At 71.2% G+C, this 17,321-nt stretch carries 20 protein-coding genes; 8 read left to right on the top strand and 12 right to left on the bottom strand.

From position 1 onward, the window contains the following. Window positions 1-4: 4 nt before the first annotated feature. From MKK53_RS20465 to MKK53_RS20475, 3 genes are read right to left on the bottom strand one after another with little or no spacing between them, the layout of a single operon-like run. Window positions 5-415 (bottom strand): type II toxin-antitoxin system HicB family antitoxin, encoded by a 411-nt coding sequence (locus tag MKK53_RS20465; RefSeq protein ID WP_243930593.1) that lies wholly within the window; start codon window positions 413-415, stop codon window positions 5-7. Between the two features lie 35 nt (window positions 416-450). Continuing rightward, complete coding sequence (locus MKK53_RS20470) at window positions 451-633, bottom strand: type II toxin-antitoxin system HicA family toxin (protein ID WP_243930594.1); 183 nt, start codon at window positions 631-633, stop codon at window positions 451-453. A 52-nt stretch (window positions 634-685) separates the two neighbouring features. Further along, complete coding sequence (locus tag MKK53_RS20475; protein WP_243930595.1) at window positions 686-1,411, bottom strand: tyrosine-protein phosphatase; 726 nt, start codon at window positions 1,409-1,411, stop codon at window positions 686-688. 164 nt (window positions 1,412-1,575) lie between these two features. On the opposite strand from MKK53_RS20475, the gene MKK53_RS20480 reads away from it, so the two are divergent. Then, a complete protein-coding gene (locus MKK53_RS20480; RefSeq protein WP_243930596.1) occupies window positions 1,576-2,082 on the top strand; it encodes a GNAT family N-acetyltransferase in 507 nt (168 codons plus the stop codon). Window positions 2,083-2,187: 105 nt separating this feature from the next. After that, complete coding sequence (gene ppa, locus MKK53_RS20485) at window positions 2,188-2,721, top strand: inorganic diphosphatase (protein WP_243930597.1); 534 nt, start codon at window positions 2,188-2,190, stop codon at window positions 2,719-2,721. A gap of 273 nt (window positions 2,722-2,994) precedes the next feature. On the opposite strand, the gene MKK53_RS20490 is transcribed toward ppa, so the two are convergent. After that, complete coding sequence (locus MKK53_RS20490) at window positions 2,995-4,260, bottom strand: FAD-dependent monooxygenase (protein WP_243930598.1); 1,266 nt, start codon at window positions 4,258-4,260, stop codon at window positions 2,995-2,997. Between the two features lie 128 nt (window positions 4,261-4,388). On the opposite strand from MKK53_RS20490, the gene tesB reads away from it, so the two are divergent. The 3 genes from tesB to MKK53_RS20505 all read left to right on the top strand — a co-directional run bounded on the left by tesB (window position 4,389) and on the right by MKK53_RS20505 (window position 7,487). Further along, window positions 4,389-5,252: an acyl-CoA thioesterase II gene (gene tesB, locus MKK53_RS20495; protein WP_409564385.1), complete on the top strand. Its 864-nt coding sequence runs from the start codon at window positions 4,389-4,391 to the stop codon at window positions 5,250-5,252. 296 nt (window positions 5,253-5,548) lie between these two features. Beyond that, on the top strand, window positions 5,549-5,887 hold the full coding sequence (locus MKK53_RS20500) for a P-II family nitrogen regulator (RefSeq protein WP_238248428.1): 339 nt from the start codon (window positions 5,549-5,551) through the stop codon (window positions 5,885-5,887). Between the two features lie 100 nt (window positions 5,888-5,987). Further along, window positions 5,988-7,487 (top strand): ammonium transporter, encoded by a 1,500-nt coding sequence (locus MKK53_RS20505; RefSeq protein WP_243930600.1) that lies wholly within the window; start codon window positions 5,988-5,990, stop codon window positions 7,485-7,487. Between the two features lie 249 nt (window positions 7,488-7,736). Here the strand turns inward: MKK53_RS20505 and serA are convergent, their stop codons facing one another. Both serA and MKK53_RS20515 read right to left on the bottom strand, forming a co-directional pair. After that, window positions 7,737-9,344 (bottom strand): phosphoglycerate dehydrogenase, encoded by a 1,608-nt coding sequence (gene serA / locus MKK53_RS20510; protein WP_243930601.1) that lies wholly within the window; start codon window positions 9,342-9,344, stop codon window positions 7,737-7,739. Between the two features lie 279 nt (window positions 9,345-9,623). Further along, a complete protein-coding gene (locus MKK53_RS20515; protein ID WP_243930602.1) occupies window positions 9,624-10,793 on the bottom strand; it encodes a phosphoserine transaminase in 1,170 nt (389 codons plus the stop codon). A 188-nt stretch (window positions 10,794-10,981) separates the two neighbouring features. Here MKK53_RS20515 and MKK53_RS20520 point away from each other — a divergent pair, with 188 nt between their 5' ends. Beyond that, complete coding sequence (locus MKK53_RS20520) at window positions 10,982-11,161, top strand: hypothetical protein (RefSeq protein WP_243930603.1); 180 nt, start codon at window positions 10,982-10,984, stop codon at window positions 11,159-11,161. Between the two features lie 6 nt (window positions 11,162-11,167). Here the strand turns inward: MKK53_RS20520 and trmD are convergent, their stop codons facing one another. Next, window positions 11,168-11,878: a tRNA (guanosine(37)-N1)-methyltransferase TrmD gene (trmD, locus tag MKK53_RS20525; protein ID WP_243930604.1), complete on the bottom strand. Its 711-nt coding sequence runs from the start codon at window positions 11,876-11,878 to the stop codon at window positions 11,168-11,170. Between the two features lie 75 nt (window positions 11,879-11,953). Between trmD and MKK53_RS20530 the strand changes: the two genes are divergently transcribed. Further along, the gene (locus tag MKK53_RS20530; protein WP_243930605.1) at window positions 11,954-12,670 is read left to right on the top strand and encodes a class I SAM-dependent methyltransferase; all 717 of its coding nucleotides are present in this window, start codon (window positions 11,954-11,956) and stop codon (window positions 12,668-12,670) included. Between the two features lie 357 nt (window positions 12,671-13,027). Here MKK53_RS20530 and rimM read toward each other — a convergent pair whose 3' ends face one another. From rimM to MKK53_RS20555, 5 genes are read right to left on the bottom strand one after another with little or no spacing between them, the layout of a single operon-like run. Beyond that, window positions 13,028-13,705 (bottom strand): ribosome maturation factor RimM, encoded by a 678-nt coding sequence (gene rimM / locus MKK53_RS20535; RefSeq protein WP_243930606.1) that lies wholly within the window; start codon window positions 13,703-13,705, stop codon window positions 13,028-13,030. A gap of 11 nt (window positions 13,706-13,716) precedes the next feature. Next, complete coding sequence (gene rpsP / locus MKK53_RS20540; RefSeq protein ID WP_243930607.1) at window positions 13,717-14,079, bottom strand: 30S ribosomal protein S16; 363 nt, start codon at window positions 14,077-14,079, stop codon at window positions 13,717-13,719. 9 nt (window positions 14,080-14,088) lie between these two features. Beyond that, a complete protein-coding gene (locus MKK53_RS20545) occupies window positions 14,089-14,418 on the bottom strand; it encodes a chorismate mutase (protein ID WP_243930608.1) in 330 nt (109 codons plus the stop codon). Continuing rightward, window positions 14,415-15,986 carry a signal recognition particle protein gene (gene ffh / locus MKK53_RS20550; protein ID WP_243930609.1) on the bottom strand — a complete coding sequence of 524 codons (1,572 nt, stop codon included), beginning with the start codon at window positions 15,984-15,986 and terminating at the stop codon, window positions 14,415-14,417. The genes MKK53_RS20545 and ffh overlap by 4 nt, the downstream gene beginning before the upstream one ends. A gap of 15 nt (window positions 15,987-16,001) precedes the next feature. Beyond that, window positions 16,002-16,220 carry a glutathione S-transferase gene (locus MKK53_RS20555; protein ID WP_243930610.1) on the bottom strand — a complete coding sequence of 73 codons (219 nt, stop codon included), beginning with the start codon at window positions 16,218-16,220 and terminating at the stop codon, window positions 16,002-16,004. Window positions 16,221-16,534: 314 nt separating this feature from the next. Here MKK53_RS20555 and MKK53_RS20560 point away from each other — a divergent pair, with 314 nt between their 5' ends. After that, a complete protein-coding gene (locus tag MKK53_RS20560; RefSeq protein WP_243930611.1) occupies window positions 16,535-17,113 on the top strand; it encodes an ATPase in 579 nt (192 codons plus the stop codon). The last annotated feature ends 208 nt before the right edge of the window (window positions 17,114-17,321 follow it).

Below are 17,321 nucleotides of genomic sequence, written 5' to 3' on the forward strand. Positions count from 1 at the left end.
GGCTTCAGAGGGACGCTTCGGCGGCGGCCGACAGGGCCGCCTCCACGAAGGCCGAGCGGCTGACGCCGCGCGCCCGCGCCGCTGCATCGGTGAGCCGAAGCACCCGCTCGTCGATCGCGACGTCGATGTTCACCCGCGCCTCTGTCGGCCCACCGGGCAGGATGAGCTGTGTGATCGCGCCTTCCGCCTCTGCGGCCGTCGCCGGGTCGGCCTGGATGTCGGCCCAGCTGCGGGCCGGGGGCAGAGGGTCGCCCTCCGTCGCGAGAAAGGCCAGATGACCGGCCAGGGCCTCCCGTGCGGCATCGACGGCAGCCTCGAAGCTCGGGCCGCCCGATACGCATCCCACGATATCGGGAAACGTCACCCCCCATTCGGAGCCGTCCGAGGGAGGATGAACAAAAGCGATGTAGGGCATGACGTCTGCATCCTGTCGCCGGGGCGGCCTCCGGGTCAAAGGCCCGCCGCCTTGAGGATCGATCGCACGGTCTTCGGGTGCATGTCCTTCTTGGGGTGAGGGACGGTGATCTTGCCCGGCTTTACCGGATGTTTGAAGTGCCGATGGCTTCCGGTCGTCGAATGCCAGATCCAGCCATCCTGTTCGAGGAGGCGAACGAGATCCCGCGAGTCCGTCACACGCCCCTTGCCCCGATGAATGTGAGCGCCGACCGCCCGTTCGGCAAGCCGCCTACTCCCGCCGAATCACCCGGTCCACGACCACGTCGGACCAGAAGCCCGGCCGGAAGTCGCGCCTCAGGGCGTCGGGGTCGTAGACGGTCTCGACCCAGGTGAGGAAGTCGAGGCCCCGGGGCTCGCCCTCGGCCAGGTAGCGGGCGAAGAACGCGTCGAGGATGCCGGTCTTGGCGAAGCGGAAGTGCCCGTAGCGGGCCGAGAGCTGGCGCGCGGCCTCGGCCACGGGGCGGCCCTCGTGCAGGATCAGGTAGAGCGCCGCCGCCAGGCCGGCCCGGTCCGCACCCGACTTGCAATGCATCACCGCGGGGTACTCGATCCCCGCGAAGAAGCGCTTGGCGGCCAGGATGGTCTCCCGGTCGGGGGCCTCCCGGGAGCGCAGCACGAACTCCACCAGGGTCAGCCCGTGGCGCTCGCAGGCCTCGCGCTGGAGCGGCCACGAGCCGTGCTCGCGCCCTCCGCGCAGGGAGATGACGGTGCGGACGCCCTCGGCGCGGAACCGGGCGAGCTGGTGCGGGCCGGGCTGGGCCGAGCGCCAGACCTGCCCCCGGCCGACCCGGTGCCGGTTGAGGTAGGCGAGGCGGAACACCCCGTGGTCCACGAGCAGCATGTTCGCCCAGGCCAAGAGCCGGCTGCCCGGGCCGCCGATCGGCCGCTCGAACCGGGCGATGCGGGCCATGCGGCGGGCGTAGCGCGTCTCGGGTTTGAGGAAACGTTTGAGCACGATGGGTCCGGAAGGCGGGGATCGGCCTGTACCAGCCGGCCGGGGGAGGGGCAAATGGGCTGCGCGCAAACGGCGCCGTTCTTGCCTCCACTCCGCCCGGATCTGCGGCGAACCTGCGGCGGGTCCACGGGTTGTCAGCCGGGGAAACAAGGGAGGCCGAGCCGATGAGCACGCGCACCACGAGCATCCGCCGTGCCCGGGAGGGCGACCTCGGCGGCTTGTCCCGGGTGTTCGATGCGGCGTGGCGCGAGGCCTATCGCGGGATCATCCCCGGCGTCGCCCTGGAACGGATGATCTCCGTGCGGGGGCGCCCGTGGTGGCGGGCCGCCCTCAACCGCGGGCGGCCGATCGCGGTGGTGGAGACCGGCGAACTGGTGGTCGGCTACGCGTCCTACGGGCGGGCGCGGAGCCGGGCCCTCGGGACCGACGGCGAGGTGGATGAACTCTACCTCCTGCCCGAGTACCAGGGCCTCGGCCTCGGCCGCCGGCTGTTCCGGGCGGTCCACAACGATCTCGGCGATCACGGCCTCGGGCGCCTCGGCGTTTGGACCCTCGAGGACAATATTCGCGCCGCCGCCTTCTATGAAAGTCTCGGCGGAACGCGCGGGCCGCTGGTGCCGGACCGGGTCGCCGGCATCACCCTGCCGAAGGTGGGGTACGTCTTCGCCTGAGCGAACGGTTTTCCCATTTCGTGACGTAAGGGCAATTTGCAGCGGGCGCGCGCGTGGCTATGAGACCCCCAGCGCGGCACCATCCGCCTCAGGGAGCAAGACCCCATGAACATCGACGCGATTTCGATCGGCAAGAATCCGCCGCATGACGTCAACGTCATCATCGAGGTGCCGCTCGGCGGAGAGCCCATCAAGTACGAGATGGACAAGGAATCCGGCGCCCTCGTGGTCGATCGGTTCCTCTACACCCCGATGTTCTATCCGGGGAACTACGGCTTCATCCCGCACACCCTGTCGGGCGACGGCGACCCCTGCGACGTGCTGATCGCCAACACCCGCGCCGTGGTGCCGGGGGCGATCATGAGCGCGCGCCCCGTGGGCGTGATGGTGATGCAGGACGAGGGCGGCGAGGACGAGAAGATCATCGCGGTGCCCTCGCGCCACCTGACCAAGCGCTACGACCGGGTCGAGAACTACACCGACCTGCCGGAGATCACGATCCAGCAGATCCAGCACTTCTTCGAGCACTACAAGGATCTGGAGCCCGGCAAGTGGGTCAAGTTCGTCCGCTGGGGCGACAAGGAAGAGGCGCATCGCCTCATCCACGAGGGCCTGGACAGGGCGAAGAAGAAGGGCTGACGGGGAGCTTCTCCCGCAGGGACGGTCGTTCACCCTCCTCTCCCGGTGAGCGTCCGGCCGGAACGATCCTCGTCCGTTCCGTCATCGCGGACGACGTGACGCGAACCACGTACGCACCCCGGTCGGAAACGTCCCGCGCCCCTGGGTGTTGTCGCCTCGCGCAGGATGACGGCTCGAGGCGCGGGCTTCTCGGTCGAACGTTCAGGATGAGGGGGCGGATGGGCCGCCGGTGACCGCATGCCCCCCAGGACGGGGGAGGGACGCGGCCCCGGATCACCGCATCAGCCGCGGCACGCTGTCCCGCTGCTGCGCCGCCTCGCGGATGAAGAGCCCCTTCAGGCCCGGCAGCCGGTCCACGAGGCCGAGGCCGAGGTCCCGGGCGAGGCGGAGCGGCAGGGCGTCGTTGGAAAACAGGCGGTTGAGCCCGTCCGTCGTCGCCGCCATGGCCAAGGTGTCGAAACGGCGCGCCCGCTCGTAGGCCCGCAGCACGTCCGGGGCGCCGGGATCGAGGCCGAGGCGCATCGCATCCGTCACGCCGTCGGCGAGGGCGGCCGCGTCGGCGAGGCCGAGGTTGAGGCCCTGCCCGGCGATGGGGTGGATGACGTGGGCGGCGTCCCCCAGGAGCGCGAGGCGTTCGGCCTGGAACGCCCGCGCCATGCCGAGCGACAGCGGGTAGCTGTGCGGGCCCCGCTCCAGGGCGATGTCCCCCAGATCGTGGGTGAAGCGGCGGCCGATCTCCCCCAGCACCTCGTCCGGCCCGCCGGAGAGCAGCGCCCCGGCATCCGCCTTCCGCTCCGTCCAGACGATGGAGGAGCGGTGGCCGAGGGCGCCGCCATCCGGCAGGGGCAGGATCGCAAAGGGGCCGGAGGGCAGGAAATGCTCGAAGGCCCGGCCCCCGTGCGGGCGGGCATGGCCGATGGTCGCGACGATGCCGACCTGGGGGTACGACCACCCGACCCAGCCGATCCGCGCCGCCTCCCGCAGCCGGGACCGGGCGCCGTCCGCCGCCACGAGGAGGTCGGCGGAGAGCCGCTCGCCCCCGCTCAGCTCCGCCACCATGCGCCCGCCCGCGCAGGCCGCCCGGGTCACCGCCGCCGGCTGGATAGTAACGCCCGATTCGGCGCAGGCTGCGAGGAGCGCTGCGCCGAGGGGTTCGGCCTCCACCATGTGGGCGAAGGGCTCCTCCGCCCCGCCCGGCGTGTCGCCGAAGCTCAGGAAGGCCGGCCGCACCGGATCGGCGAGGCGGCTGTCGCTGATCTCCATCCGGGTGATCGGCTCCGCCGCCCCCGCGATCCCGTCCCAGACCCCGAGCCGGGCGAGCATCCGCCGCCCGCCCGCGGCGACGGCGTAGGCCCGGCCCCGGTGCCGTTCCGCCCGGGCGCCGCCGGGATCGAGGACGCGCACGTCCAGGGCCGCGCCGTTGGCGTGTTTGAGCGCCAGAGCCAGGGTCAGCCCCGCGAGGCCGCCTCCGGCGATCAGCACCGTGCGGGTGCCCGGCCGGGTGCCGGTCCGGGCGGGCGGAAGCGCGCTGGCCGTCATCGAATTCTCCGTGTGCTCCGCAGCCCGTGGACCGCGCGGACGCCTCAGCCTATGTCGCATCCGAAGCCCGAACGGAAACCCCAGGGCGGCGGATCCCCCCTCGAATGTCCGATGCCGACACCGACGCGATGACCGAGGCGGTCGCCGAACTCATCGCCATCCTCGACCTGGAGCGGCTGGAGACCGACCTGTTCCGCGGGCAGAACCCCAAGACCGGCTGGCGGCGGGTGTTCGGCGGGCAGGTGGTGGCCCAGGCCCTGGTGGCGGCGACCCGCACGGTCCCCGCCGACCGGCCGGTCCACTCCCTCCACGCCTACTTCCTGCTGCCGGGCGATCCCCGGGTGCCCATCGTCTACGAGGTCGAGCGCCTGCGCGACGGCCACAGCTTCACCACCCGCCGGGTGAAGGCGATCCAGAACGGCCGGGCGATCTTCGCCACCACGGTCTCCTTCCAGATCGTCGAGGACGGCTTCACGCACCTGCCGGCCATGCCGCCGGTGCCGGGGCCGGAGGGGCTGCCCGGGGCCCGCGAGATCGCCGCGGCGGCCGGGCTCGCCCTGCCGGAGGCGATCGCCGCCTATTTCGCCCGGCCCCGGCCCATCGAGCTGCGCCCGGTGGACCTGCGGCGCTACCGCAGCGGGGAGGGTCGCGAGCCGGTCTTCAACGTGTGGCTCCGGGCGGCGGCCTCGCTGCCCGACGACGACGCCCTGCACCGGGCGGTCCTCGCCTACGCCTCCGACATGACGCTGTTGGACGTATCGCTGATCCCGCACGGGCGTTCGGTGTTCGATCCGCAGGTCCAGGCGGCGAGCCTCGATCACGCCCTGTGGTTCCACGGGCCGGTCAAGGCCGACGCGTGGTTGCTCTACGCGCAGGACAGCCCGGCCGCCGCCGGAGCCAGGGGGTTCGCCCGGGGCCAGATCTTCGACCGGGACGGCCGCCTCGTCGCCTCCGTCGCGCAGGAAGGATTGATCCGACCCCGGTTGGATTAAGCGGAGCCTTGAGACGTGCCGGGCGCCTTTCGCGGCGCCGCACACAAACGCTGGCCATCATGCCCAGTATCGAGGCACTCGAATTCGTGGTCTGTGCGTTTTTGAGGCAGTTCCGCGACTAATTTCCAGGCAGGTCGCCGGAACCGGCGGTGGTCCATGGCCAAGCTCCCTGGCACAGTCCTTGAATAGGTCAGCACAACCGCAGGCCATCCCGGCCATGTGGGCCACCCGGACCGGGGTGCCGCGCCGGTCAGGCAGCGGCGACGGATCCCAAAGACCTCAAGGGGGTGCCACCCATGAAGATCGTGATGGCCATCATCAAGCCGTTCAAGCTGGAGGAGGTGCGCGACGCCCTCACCGGCATCGGCGTGCACGGCCTGACTGTGACCGAAGTGAAGGGTTACGGCCGTCAGAAGGGCCATACCGAGATCTACCGCGGCGCCGAATACGCCGTGAGCTTCCTGCCGAAGCTGAAGATCGAGGTGGCCGTGGCCAGCGACCTGACCTCCAGCGTCGTCGATGCCATCGCCGGGGCCGCCCGCACCGGCCAGATCGGCGACGGCAAGATCTTCGTGATGCCCCTCGAGAAGGCGGTGCGCATCCGGACCGGCGAGACCGACGCCGACGCCCTCTGATCGAAAAGGCTGCGCCGGCCGCGCCGGCAGCGCCCGTTCGACCTCACCATCCCTTTTCCGATCTTCGACACCGCGAACAGCGACTGGGAGCCCCGTGCCCATGAAACTCCGTACTGCCCTCACGCTCGGCCTGGGAGGGGCGGCGCTCGCCCTCCTTCTGGTCGAGCCCTCGCTCGCGCAGACGCCGGTCCCCGAGGCCGCGTCCCCGCCGCCCTCACCGATCCCGAACAAGGGCGACACCGCCTGGATGCTCATCTCCTCGGCCCTGGTGCTGATGATGAGCGTGCCCGGCCTCGCCCTGTTCTACGGCGGCCTCGTCCGCACCAAGAACATGCTCTCGGTCCTCACCCAGGTCTTCGCGATCGTCGCGATCGTCGGCCTGCTCTGGGTGTTCTACGGCTACAGCCTCGCCTTCACCAACGGCGGCGGCATCAACGACTTCGTCGGCGGCTTCTCGAAGGCCTTCCTGAAGGGCGTCGATCCGAACTCGGTGGTGGCCACCTTCTCGAACGGCGTCGTGATCCCCGAATACGTCTACATCTGCTTCCAGATGACGTTCGCGATGATCACCCCGGCGCTGATCGTCGGCGCCTTCGCCGAGCGCATGAAGTTCTCGGCGCTGGTGGTCTTCATGATCCTCTGGGTCACGCTGATCTACTTCCCGATGGCCCACATGGTCTGGTACTGGGGCGGCCCCGATGTCGTCGCCGGCGCGGCCAAGGCCCTCGCCGCCGCCACGGACGACGCCTCGAAGGCGAGCGCCCAGGCGGCCCTCGACGCCGTCAACAAGGATGCGGGCTTCCTCTTCCAGAAGGGCGCCCTCGACTTCGCCGGCGGCACCGTGGTGCACATCAACGCGGGCATCGCCGGCTTCGTCGGCTGCCTGATCATGGGCAAGCGCATCGGCTACGGCCGCGACCTGCTCGCCCCGCACTCGCTGACCATGACCATGATCGGCGCCTCGCTCCTGTGGGTCGGCTGGTTCGGCTTCAACGCCGGCTCGAACCTCGAGTCCAACGGCACCACGGCCCTCGCCATGATCAACACCTTCGTCGCCACCTGCGGCGCGGCGGTGGCGTGGCTGTTCGCCGAGTGGGCGATCAAGGGCAAGCCGTCGCTGCTCGGCATGGTGTCGGGTGCGATCGCCGGCCTCGTGGCCGTCACCCCGGCCTCCGGCTTCGCCGGCCCGATGGGCTCCATCGTCCTCGGCCTCGTCGCGGGCGTGGTCTGCTTCATCATGTGCTCCACGGTGAAGAACGCCATCGGCTACGACGACTCCCTCGACGTCTTCGGCGTGCACTGCGTCGGCGGCATCCTCGGCGCCCTGGCGACCGGCATCCTCGTGGATCCGAGCCTCGGCGGCGTCGGCATCCCGGACTACACCACGAAGCCGGGTGAGCTCGTCGTCGGCACCTACGATATGATGTCCCAGCTGATCATCCAGGCGGAGGCTGTCGGGCTGACCCTGCTGTGGTCGGGCATCGGTTCGGCGATCCTCTACAAGCTCGTCGACCTGACGATCGGCCTGCGGGTGACGCAGGAAGAGGAGCGCGAGGGCCTCGACATCGCCGACCACGGCGAGCGCGCCTACAACTACTGAGCCATAGGCTCTGACGACGAAGGCCCCGGCTCCCGCGAGCCGGGGCCTTTTTTCTATCCGCATCCTTCCTGTGCCCGCCGCAATCCCACCCGACACCTCATCCTGAGGCGCCCGCCCCGGCGGGCCTCGAAGGAGCGCTCCAGGGATCGTGGAGCCTTCTGGATGCCTCCATCGAGGCGGCTTTCGCCGCACCTCAGGATGAGGGGGGAGAGTAGGACGGGTCAGGGTCGCCGAAAGGCGAGGCGAGCCTCAGAACCGCAGCGCCCGCACCCGCTTCACCTGCGGGATGGCGCCGATCCGCCCCAGTACCTCCTCGGCAACGGGGCCGTCCACGGCGACGAAGGCGATGGCATCGCCGCCCTCGCGCTCCCGGCCGAGGTTGAAGGTCGCGACGTTGATGCCGGCCTCCCCGAGCAGGCTGCCGAATTGGCCGATGAAGCCCGGCCTGTCGGCGTTGCGCACGAACAGCATGTGCGGGGCGAAGCCCGCATCCATGGCGATGCCGCGGATCTCGACCACCCGCGGCTTGCCGTCCTGGAAGACGGTGCCGGCGGCGTCGCGGGGCATGTCCCGCGCGGCGACCGTGATCCGCACCACCGAATCGAAGGTGCCGTGCGCCCCGCCCCGGCGCACCTCATCGACCACGATGCCGTGCTCCTGGGCGAGCACCGGGGCCGAGATCATGTTCACGTCCGCGCGGAAGGTCCGGAGCACCCCCGTCACCGCCGCCGCCGTGAGGGCGCGGGTGTTCATCTCGGCCACCGCCCCCTCGTAGACCACGCGGATGCCGGTGACGGGTGCCTCGCTGAGTTGGCCGAGGAAGGAGCCGAGCTTCTCCACGAGGTCCACGAACGGGCGCAGGCGCGGCGCCTCGTCGGCGCCGATGGCGGGGACGTTCACCGCGTTGGCGATGGCCCCGTCCAGGAGATAGGCCGAGATCTGCTCCGCGACCTGAAGCGCCACCTTCTCCTGCGCCTCGGCGGTGGAGGCGCCGAGATGGGGCGTGCAGACCACGTTCGCGTGGCCGAACAGGGGGTTCTCGTGCGCCGGCTCGGTGGCGAACACGTCGAGGGCCGCCCCGGCCACATGGCCGGAATCCAGGGCCGCGCGGAGCGCCACCTCGTCCACGAGGCCCCCCCGGGCGCAGTTGACGATGCGCACGCCGGGCTTCGTCCGCGCCAGCGCCGCGGCAGAGAGGATGTTGCGGGTCTTCTCGGTGAGGGGGACGTGCAGGGTGATGATGTCCGCCCGGGCGAGGAGGTCGTCCAGCGCCACCTTCTCCACCCCGAGCGCCACCGCGCGCTCGGCCGAGAGGAACGGATCGTAGGCGATCACCTTCATGCGCAGGCCGAGGCCGCGCTCGGCGACGATGGCGCCGATGTTGCCGCAGCCGACGACCCCCAGGGTCTTGGCGGTCAACTCGACGCCGAGGAAGCGGCTCTTCTCCCCCCGGCCCGCCTGCGTCGAGGCATCCGCCTGCGGGATCTGGCGGGCGAGGGCGAACATCAGCGCGATGGCGTGCTCGGCGGTGGTGATGGCGTTGCCGTGGGGCGTGTTCATCACGATCACCCCGCGGGCCGTGGCGGCCGGAACGTCGACGTTGTCGACGCCGATCCCCGCCCGGCCGACCACCGTCAGCCGGGTAGCAGCCTCCAGCACCCTGGGCGTGACCTTGGTGGTGGAGCGGATCGCGAGCCCGTCATAGGCGCCGATCTCGCGAATCAGCGCGTCCCGGTCCTTGCCGAGGTCGGGGCGGACATCGACGGCGATGCCGCGGTCGCGGAAGATCCGGATCGCCGCCTCGGAGAGGGCGTCGGAGACGAGGACTCGCTTGGGGGGCTGGCTCCGCGCGGGCATCGGGCCTCCGGCGCTGGAAAGGATCAGGGTGCGTGCGCGCGAGGCCCTCTCGCTCGGGGGGATCGCTGCGGCAGGGGTCCCATCTCCGCCTCATCCTGAGCTGCGGCGATGCCGCCTCGGAGGAGACCTCCAGTGATCTCAACGAGTCCTGGAGGTTTCCTTCGTGGCCCGCTTTTGCGGGCACCTCAGGATGAGGCGGAAGGAATGGGAATAATCCGGGATTGCCGGATCCCGCAGCTGCGCCCCCTGAGGAAAGGGGTGGTGCTTGCGTGGGAAACGTCAGGCCGCTGCGGTCAGCGCGGCCTTCTCCTGCGCGAAGGCCCAGTCGAGCCAGGGCAGCAGTGCCTCCACGTCGGCCGTCTCCACCGTGGCCCCGCACCAGATCCGCAGGCCGGCGGGCGCGTCGCGGTAGGCGGCGATGTCGAGGGCGACGCCCTCCGTCTCCAGCCGCGCGGCGATGCCCTTGGCCAGAGCCGCCACGGCGGCATCGCCCTTGGCCAGCACGTCCGGGTCGGCGATCACGAGGCAGACGCCGGTATTCGACCGGGTCGCCGGATCGACGGCCAACGGTGCCACCCAGGGGGTCCGCTCCACCCACGCGTAGATCGCCGCCGCGTTGGCGTCGGCCCGGGCGTGCAGGGCGGGCAGGCCGCCGATCCGCTTCGCCCAGGCGAGGGCGTCGAGGTAATCCTCCACCGCGAGCATGGAGGGCGTGTTGATCGTGTCGCCCTTGAAGATCCCCTCGATCAGCGAGCCGCCCTTGGTGAGGCGGAACACCTTCGGCAGGGGCCAGGACGGGGCGTGGCTCTCCAGCCGCGCCACGGCCCGGGGCGACAGGATCAGCATCCCGTGCGCGGCCTCGCCGCCCAGCACCTTCTGCCAGGAGAAGGTGACGACATCGAGCTTGTCCCAGTCCAGGGCTTGCGCGAAGGCGGCCGAGGTGGCGTCGCAGATCGTCAGCCCCTCGCGGTCGGCGGCGATCCACCCGCCGTCCGGCACCTTCACCCCGGCGGCGGTGCCGTTCCAGGTGAAGACCACGTCGCTGTGCTTGGTGTCGATCGCCGACAGGTCCGGCAGGACGCCGTAGGGCGTCTGGTGGATCACCGGGTCGATCTTGAGCTGCTTGAGGGCGTCGGTCACCCATTCCTTGCCGAAGGCCTCCCAGGCGGCGACGGCCACCGGGCGGCAGCCCAGCATGGTCCACATCGCCATCTCGACGGCGCCGGTGTCGGAGGCCGGGACGATGCCGATCCGGTAATCGGCCGGGACCTGCAGCACCTCGCGGGTCAGGTCGATCGCCTGCCCGAGCTTGGCCTTGCCCAGGGGGGAGCGGTGGGAGCGGCCGAGGGCGGCCTGCGCCAGGCATTCGGTGGTCCAGCCGGGGCGCTTGGCGCAGGGGCCGGCCGAGAAGTGGTTCACGCGCGGGCGCGTGGTGGGGCGTGCCGTCATGTCGGTCCATCCTTCCAGATGGGCGCTCCTCGTTGGGGAGGAGTGTCCCGAAGCCGCCTCTGCGCCGAATCCCCGACGGGCGCAAGACCGCTCCGCGGCGGGACGGGAGGGCCGAGGCGCGGAGAACGGGCGATTAAGATCGGGCGGCTAGCCTGGACGGCGTACCGCGTTGTGTTCCGGGTGCGCCGATGTCCTTCGAAGATGCCGCGATTCTCGCGGTCTTTACGGTCCTGTTCGCCGTCGTGATCGCCATGCTGCCGCGGGGCCGCAAGGTCGAGCTGCTGGAGCGGCCGCAGGCGCACGCGCTGGAGTTCGATCCCTTCGTCCTCGACGGGGACGGCCCGGTGCTCGACCTCGAAGCGGCCTGACCGGCCTTACGGACGGTCGCGCCTCAGCAGGTCCGGCCGCCGCTCTGCGGTGATTCGCTCGGCCTCCGCCCGGCGCCACTTGGCGATGGCGCCGTGGTTGCCACCGCTCAGGATGTCGGGGATCGCCCGGCCCTCCCATTCGCGGGGGCGGGTGTAGTGCGGGTATTCGAGAAGCCCGCCCTCGAAGCTCTCCTCGACGCCCGATTCGGCCTTGCCCATCACGCCGGGCAGCAGGCGCACGCAGGCATCGAGCAGGGTCAGGGCCGCGATCTCGCCGCCCGAGAGCACGTAGTCGCCGATGGAAACTTCCTCCAGTCCGCGCCCGGCGATCACCCGCTCGTCCACCCCCTCGAAGCGACCGCAGACGACGAGCACGCCCGGGCCCTCCGCCAGGGCGCGCACCCGCTCCTGCCGCAGGGGCCGCCCGCGGGGGGACATCAGCAGCCGGGGCCGGGGATCCTCCGTCGGCGCCGCGGCGTCGATGGCCGCGGCGAGCACGTCGCAGCGCAGGACCATGCCGGCCCCCCCGCCGGAGGGCGTGTCGTCCACGCTCCGGTGCCGCCCGAGCCCGTGCTCGCGGATGTTGCGCGCCTCCAGGCTCCACTCGCCGCGGGCGAGGGCATCGCCGGAGAGCGACGCGCCCAGGGGGCCGGGGAACATCTCCGGGTAGAGGGTGAGGATGGTGGCCCGCCAGGGCGTGTCGCGGGTGAGCGTCATGACGCTCCATCGCCCGTCCGGTGCGGCACGGTCAACGCGGCGGGCACCGGGGCGGCCCGTGCCGGGTTGTCGGGGATGATCCGCTCCCTGCTCCTCTCCCTCGCCCTCGTCGTACCGGCCCAGGCGGCGGGTCCGCTGGCCCCGGCGGGGGCGCCGGCCGCGGCCTTCCCGAAGCCGGATCGGCCGGTGGCCGAGATCGTGGCGCCGCAATGGACCGCCGAGGCCGAGCGGGACAGGGACGGCGAGTTCGACACCGTCGCCCGCGCCATGCGCATCGCCCCCGGCGAGACCGTCGCCGATATCGGCGCGGGGAGCGGCTACTACGTGGTGCGGCTGAGCCCGAAGGTCGGGGCGACGGGCAAGGTCCTCGCGGAGGACGTGACCCCCACCTATCTCGCGGCCCTGGAGCGGCGGGTGAAGGGCATGGACAACGTCACGGTGGTGCAGGGCGAGCCGCACGACCCGCGCCTGCCCGCGCACGCCGTCGATGCGGTGGTGCTCGTGCACATGTACCACGAGATCACTCAGCCCTTCGGCCTGCTCTACAACCTCGCCCCGGCCATGCGGCCGGGCGGGCGGGTCGGCATCGTCGATGCGGACGACATCCCGTCCCGGCACGGCACCCCGCCGGCCCTCCTGCGGTGCGAGCTGTCCGCCGCCGGCTACCGGGAGACCGGCTTCCACCCCCTGAAGCGGGGCGTCTACCTCGCGGTGTTCGAAGCCCCCGCACCGGAGAATCGGCCGAAGCCGGAGGCGATCCGGCCCTGCCGGGATACCGCCACGGCGCGGTAGGGCCATCGCTCAACGCCACGTTGCTTGAGTGGACTGGGCCCGCTTGCGATAACGGCCAAGCTCAAGGCGCCTCTCCGGCCCGAAGGCCCTGGCCACGGGGCTTGCGGCGGAATTGATCGGCCGTCGCCCCCGCGAGGGTGAGGAGACAGATCGGAGAGGAGGTGATTGCGGTGATCGGCATTCCGATCGTCACCCTCACCGTGAGCAAAAATGCCAGCGCGTGGTCCGTGACCATCACGCTGGCATTCAAAGTGCTCTAAGCCATGAGCGACGGAACCGGGGGAGGTGGCTCTCTCCCGGCTCCACCCGAAGGATAACTTCGCTGGTCGGCAAGTTCAATCACCCCGAAGCGCAGAGCTAGCCCGGATCGTCGGCGGGCTTCGGCCCTGGCGCCTCGAACAGGTCCTCGGGCAGCGCAACGACGATCCGCCGGGCGTCGAGGTTGAGGGACGGCACGAAGGCCTTGGTGAAGGGCAGCAGCGCCGTCGCCCCACCGGCGGCCGGGCGCAGTTCCAGGAGGTCGCCGCCGCCGTAGTTCGGCACGGCGACGACCGTCGCGACGACGGTCCCCGCGGCATCGACTGCGGTGACGCCGATCAGGTCCGTGGTGAAGAACTCGTCGGCCTCCTCGGCGCTGCCGAGGCGGGACCGGGGGACGTAGACCGCGAGGCGGTTCAGCGCCTCGGCGGCGGTTCGGCCGGAGACGCCCTGCACGCGGGCGATCAGCATGTCGGGCGAGGAGCCGGCGGCGGGCCGGACCTCGGCGAGGGTCAGGGCACGCCCGTCGGCGGTCATCAGCGGGCCGTAGCCCGCGATGCCCTGGGGGTCGGCCGTGTGGGATTTGAGCCGCACCTCGCCGTTGAGCCCGTGCGCCCGCCCGAACTCGCCCATGAGGACGAGGTCCGGGTCGGCCGCAGCCGGGGGCGGCTTCGGTGCGGGGGGCTTGGCCGTGGTCGCGGCCTCCGGCGCGAGGGCCGGAGGCCGGGCGCGGCGGGCGCCGTCGCGGGACGGGGGACCGGCGGGGCGACGCGTCACCGCTTCGTGCCTCAGGCGGCGGCGTCTTCGGCCGGGGCGGCGGCCTTCTCGGCGCGCTTGGCGGCCCGCTCCTTGGACTTCTCGCCCGGCTCGGCCTTCTGCGGGTTGTTGCGGGCCGGGCGCTTGGCGAGGCCGGCGGCGTCGAGGAAGCGCAGGACGCGGTCCGTCGGCTGCGCGCCCTTGGCGAGCCAGCTCTGGATCTTCTCGTTGTCGAGGACGATGCGGGCCGGATCGTCCTTGGCCTTCATCGGGTCGTAGGCGCCGACCTTGTCGATGAAGCGGCCGTCGCGGGGGGAGCGGGCGTCGGCGACGACGATGCGGTAGTAGGGGCGCTTCTTGGCGCCGCCGCGGGTGAGACGGATCTTGAGCGACATTGTCTGTTCCTAGTCTTGAGTGCCGACCGTGGCGCCGTGTTCGGCCGCGATCGTCTGGTGGTGCCGGATGACTTCCTTGACGACGAACGCCAGAAACTTCTCGGCGAAATCGGGGTCGAGCTTGGCATCGACCGCGAGTGTGCGGAGCCGGGCGACCTGACGGGCCTCCCGGTCCGGATCGGAGGGCGGGATCCCCTTGCGCGCCTTCAGCTCGCCGACCCGTTGGGTGCAGCGGAACCGCTCGGCGAGCAGGTGGATCAGGGCCGCGTCGAAATTGTCGATGCTGTCGCGCAGGCGCGCGAGTTCGGGATCGACGGCTTGCGCGGAGAGGATCATCATTTCTTCTTCCCGAACGGCAGGCCGCCCAGCCCGGGGAGCTTCGCCCCCCCGAGGCCCGGCAACTTCGGCATTCCGCCGCCCATGCCACCGCCGCCCCCGAGGCCCGGCGGCATCGGCGGCAGCTTGCCGCCGAACTGCTTCTCCAGGGCGGCGATCTGCTCGGGCGTCGGCTCCGGCATCCCCGGCGGCAGGCCGGGCATCCCCCCCGGCATCCCGCCGCCGCCGCCGAGCCCGAACATCGAGCCCAGCGCCTGCCCGATGCCGCGCTTGCCCGAGCCCATCGCCTTCATCATGTCGGCCATGGTCCGGTGCATCTTCAGGAGCTTGTTGATCTCCGAGACGTCGACGCCCGAACCCGCCGCGATGCGCTTCTTGCGGGAGTTCTTGAGCAGGTCCGGATTCTTGCGCTCCTGCGGGGTCATCGAGGAGATGATCGCCCGCTGGCGCTTGAACATCTTCTCGTCGAGGTTGGCGCCCTCGACCTGCTTCTTCATCTGCCCCATGCCGGGCAGCATCCCCATCAGGCCGCCGATGCCGCCCATGCGCTCCATCTGCGCGAGCTGCATGGACAGGTCCTCAAGGTCGAACTTGCCCTTGCGCATCTTCTCCGCGGTGCGGAGCGCCTGCTCGTGGTCGATGGTCTCGGCGGCCTTCTCGACCAGCGAGACGATGTCGCCCATGCCGAGGATGCGGTTGGCGACCCGGGCCGGGTGGAACTCCTCCAGCGCATCGACCTTCTCGCCGGTGCCGACGAGCTTGATCGGCTTGCCGGTGACGGCGCGCATGGAGAGCGCCGCGCCGCCGCGGGAATCGCCGTCCATCCGGGTGAGGATGATGCCCGTCACCCCGAGGCGCTGGTCGAAGGCGCGGGCGGTGTTCACCGCATCCTGGCCGGTGAGGGCGTCGGCGACGAGGAGCACCTCGTGCGGGTTCGTGGCCGCCTTCACCTCGGCGGCCTCGGCCATCAGGGCCTCGTCCACCGTCGTGCGGCCGGCGGTGTCGAGCATCACCACGTCGAAGCCGCCGAGCCGGGCGGCCTCCATCGCCCGCCGGGCGATCTGCACCGCCGACTGGCCGGCGACGATCGGCAGGCTCTCGACGCCCACCTGCTTGGCCAGCACCGCCAGCTGCTCCATGGCGGCGGGGCGGCGGGTGTCGAGGGAGGCGAGCAGCACCTTGCGGCGCTCGCGCTCGGTGAGGCGGCGGGCGATCTTGGCGGTGGTGGTCGTCTTGCCCGAGCCCTGGAGGCCGACCATCAGGATCGGCACGGGGGCGGGGGCGTTCAGGCTGATCGTCTCGGCATCGGTGCCGAGCATCGCCACCAGCTCGTCGTTGACGAGCTTGACCACCATCTGGCCGGGCGTGACCGACTTGAGCACCGTGGCGCCGACCGCCTTGTCGCGCACGCTGTCGGTGAAGCCGCGCACCACCTCCAGGGCGACGTCGGCCTCGAGCAGGGCGCGGCGCACCTCGCGCATCGCGGCGGTGACGTCGGCCTCGGTCAGCGCGCCCCGGCGGGTGAGGCCGGAGAGGATGCCGGAAAGCCGGTCGGAAAGTCCCTCGAACATGCTGGCTCCGGCCCGCTACTGCTCGAGCCCGGCGCGGGAGACCCGGCGGGCCTGCAGCGACGCCTCGAAGCCCTTGATCGCGCGGGCGAACTTGTCCCGGCACTCGGGGTTGCAGAAGCCCACGACGGCGCCGTTGTAGAGGGTGAGCGAGTCGGCGGCGACCGGCTTGCCCGACCAGGGGCAGGTGTCGTTCACCGCATCCTCGATCTTCAGAACGTTCTGCTCGGCCACCATGCGGCTTCAGCCTCCGCCAACGGGCCCGCCATCGGCGATCCGCCCAACGCCCATCGCGCCCGAGGGCGCGGACGCGCTGTCGGGCGTTGACCTCCGGCCTCGCGGGCCGGTCGGCGGGTCGTCACGGCGATCATCTCAGGATCGGGAGGGCGGGGCGTAGCGGCAGCCGGCGGAAAAGTCAATTTTCCCTCAAGGGTGTGGCCCCTCGGCAGCCGCCCGCGGGGGAGGGGTGCGGCGGAACTGTCGCAGCTCTTTACCGACTGTTAAGCATGTTTGGATTGGGTGCGGGGATCGATACCCTGGGACGCCTGACGATGTCTGAACCCGCCCGTGTGCTCCCGACCGTCGAGGACGACAGCGAAACGGCGCCGGGTCCCCTGCGGGATTGGCTCGCCGCGATGCGGCGGTACGAATCCGACGAGGGCACGCTGCCGAACGGGTCGTCGCCGACGGCCACACCGACCCCGAAAGCCGCCAACACGGCGCGGGGCCCCCGCCTCGTCCAGGCCGAGCCCGCCGCCGAGCGCGAGGAGGCGGCCGACATCTCCGAGCTGATGGCCGAGAACCTGATGCTCAAGGCGCGCCTGAAGGTCGAGAACGACCGGCAGGAGGCCTTGCAGAGCGCCCTGGCCGGGCAGATCCGCGAACTGCGCGAGCACATCGCCCAGGAGATGGAGTCCCTCGAAGAGTTGCGGGCCGAGCAGGCGTCGGTCCAGGCCGAGTACAGCGAGTTCCGCGGCGAGCGCGACCATCTGCGCGGCGAGCGGGACAGGGCGATGGCCGAGCGTGACGCCCTCCTGGCCGAACGCGACGCCCTGCGCGAGGAGCGCGATTTGTGGCAGGCTCGGGCCGAGGCCCTGGCCCAGCCCCTGTTCCAGTCCGCCAAGCGCTGAAGGCGGCCGAAACGACGAAGGGCCACTCCCAAGGGGAATGGCCCTTCCATTGCCGGTCCGAAAGTCCCGGCGGATCTGTTCCGAGTTCGAACTCAGACGCGCTTAGAGCGACGCGCCGGAGGCGAAGGTCCAGGTCCGGGAAGCCGAGACGGTCGGCTGATGACAATGAGACACTGGATCACCTCCTTTCGTTAGTTGCGGGTGGAGC

Source organism: Methylobacterium sp. J-076 (assembly GCF_022829405.1).
In the GTDB taxonomy this organism is placed as follows: Bacteria; Pseudomonadota; Alphaproteobacteria; order Rhizobiales; family Beijerinckiaceae; genus Methylobacterium.

Coding starts and splice junctions, on each gene's coding strand:
- MKK53_RS20465 (WP_243930593.1), bottom strand. CDS start 415: ATGCCCTACATCGCTTTTGTTCATCCTCCCTCGGACGGCTCCGAATGG.
- MKK53_RS20480 (WP_243930596.1), top strand. CDS start 1,576: ATGAGCACGCGCACCACGAGCATCCGCCGTGCCCGGGAGGGCGACCTC.
- ppa (WP_243930597.1), top strand. CDS start 2,188: ATGAACATCGACGCGATTTCGATCGGCAAGAATCCGCCGCATGACGTC.
- MKK53_RS20490 (WP_243930598.1), bottom strand. CDS start 4,260: ATGACGGCCAGCGCGCTTCCGCCCGCCCGGACCGGCACCCGGCCGGGC.
- tesB (WP_409564385.1), top strand. CDS start 4,389: ATGACCGAGGCGGTCGCCGAACTCATCGCCATCCTCGACCTGGAGCGG.
- MKK53_RS20500 (WP_238248428.1), top strand. CDS start 5,549: ATGAAGATCGTGATGGCCATCATCAAGCCGTTCAAGCTGGAGGAGGTG.
- MKK53_RS20505 (WP_243930600.1), top strand. CDS start 5,988: ATGAAACTCCGTACTGCCCTCACGCTCGGCCTGGGAGGGGCGGCGCTC.
- serA (WP_243930601.1), bottom strand. CDS start 9,344: ATGCCCGCGCGGAGCCAGCCCCCCAAGCGAGTCCTCGTCTCCGACGCC.
- MKK53_RS20515 (WP_243930602.1), bottom strand. CDS start 10,793: ATGACGGCACGCCCCACCACGCGCCCGCGCGTGAACCACTTCTCGGCC.
- MKK53_RS20520 (WP_243930603.1), top strand. CDS start 10,982: ATGTCCTTCGAAGATGCCGCGATTCTCGCGGTCTTTACGGTCCTGTTC.
- trmD (WP_243930604.1), bottom strand. CDS start 11,878: ATGACGCTCACCCGCGACACGCCCTGGCGGGCCACCATCCTCACCCTC.
- MKK53_RS20530 (WP_243930605.1), top strand. CDS start 11,954: ATGATCCGCTCCCTGCTCCTCTCCCTCGCCCTCGTCGTACCGGCCCAG.
- rpsP (WP_243930607.1), bottom strand. CDS start 14,079: ATGTCGCTCAAGATCCGTCTCACCCGCGGCGGCGCCAAGAAGCGCCCC.
- MKK53_RS20545 (WP_243930608.1), bottom strand. CDS start 14,418: ATGATGATCCTCTCCGCGCAAGCCGTCGATCCCGAACTCGCGCGCCTG.
- ffh (WP_243930609.1), bottom strand. CDS start 15,986: ATGTTCGAGGGACTTTCCGACCGGCTTTCCGGCATCCTCTCCGGCCTC.
- MKK53_RS20555 (WP_243930610.1), bottom strand. CDS start 16,220: ATGGTGGCCGAGCAGAACGTTCTGAAGATCGAGGATGCGGTGAACGAC.
- MKK53_RS20560 (WP_243930611.1), top strand. CDS start 16,535: ATGTCTGAACCCGCCCGTGTGCTCCCGACCGTCGAGGACGACAGCGAA.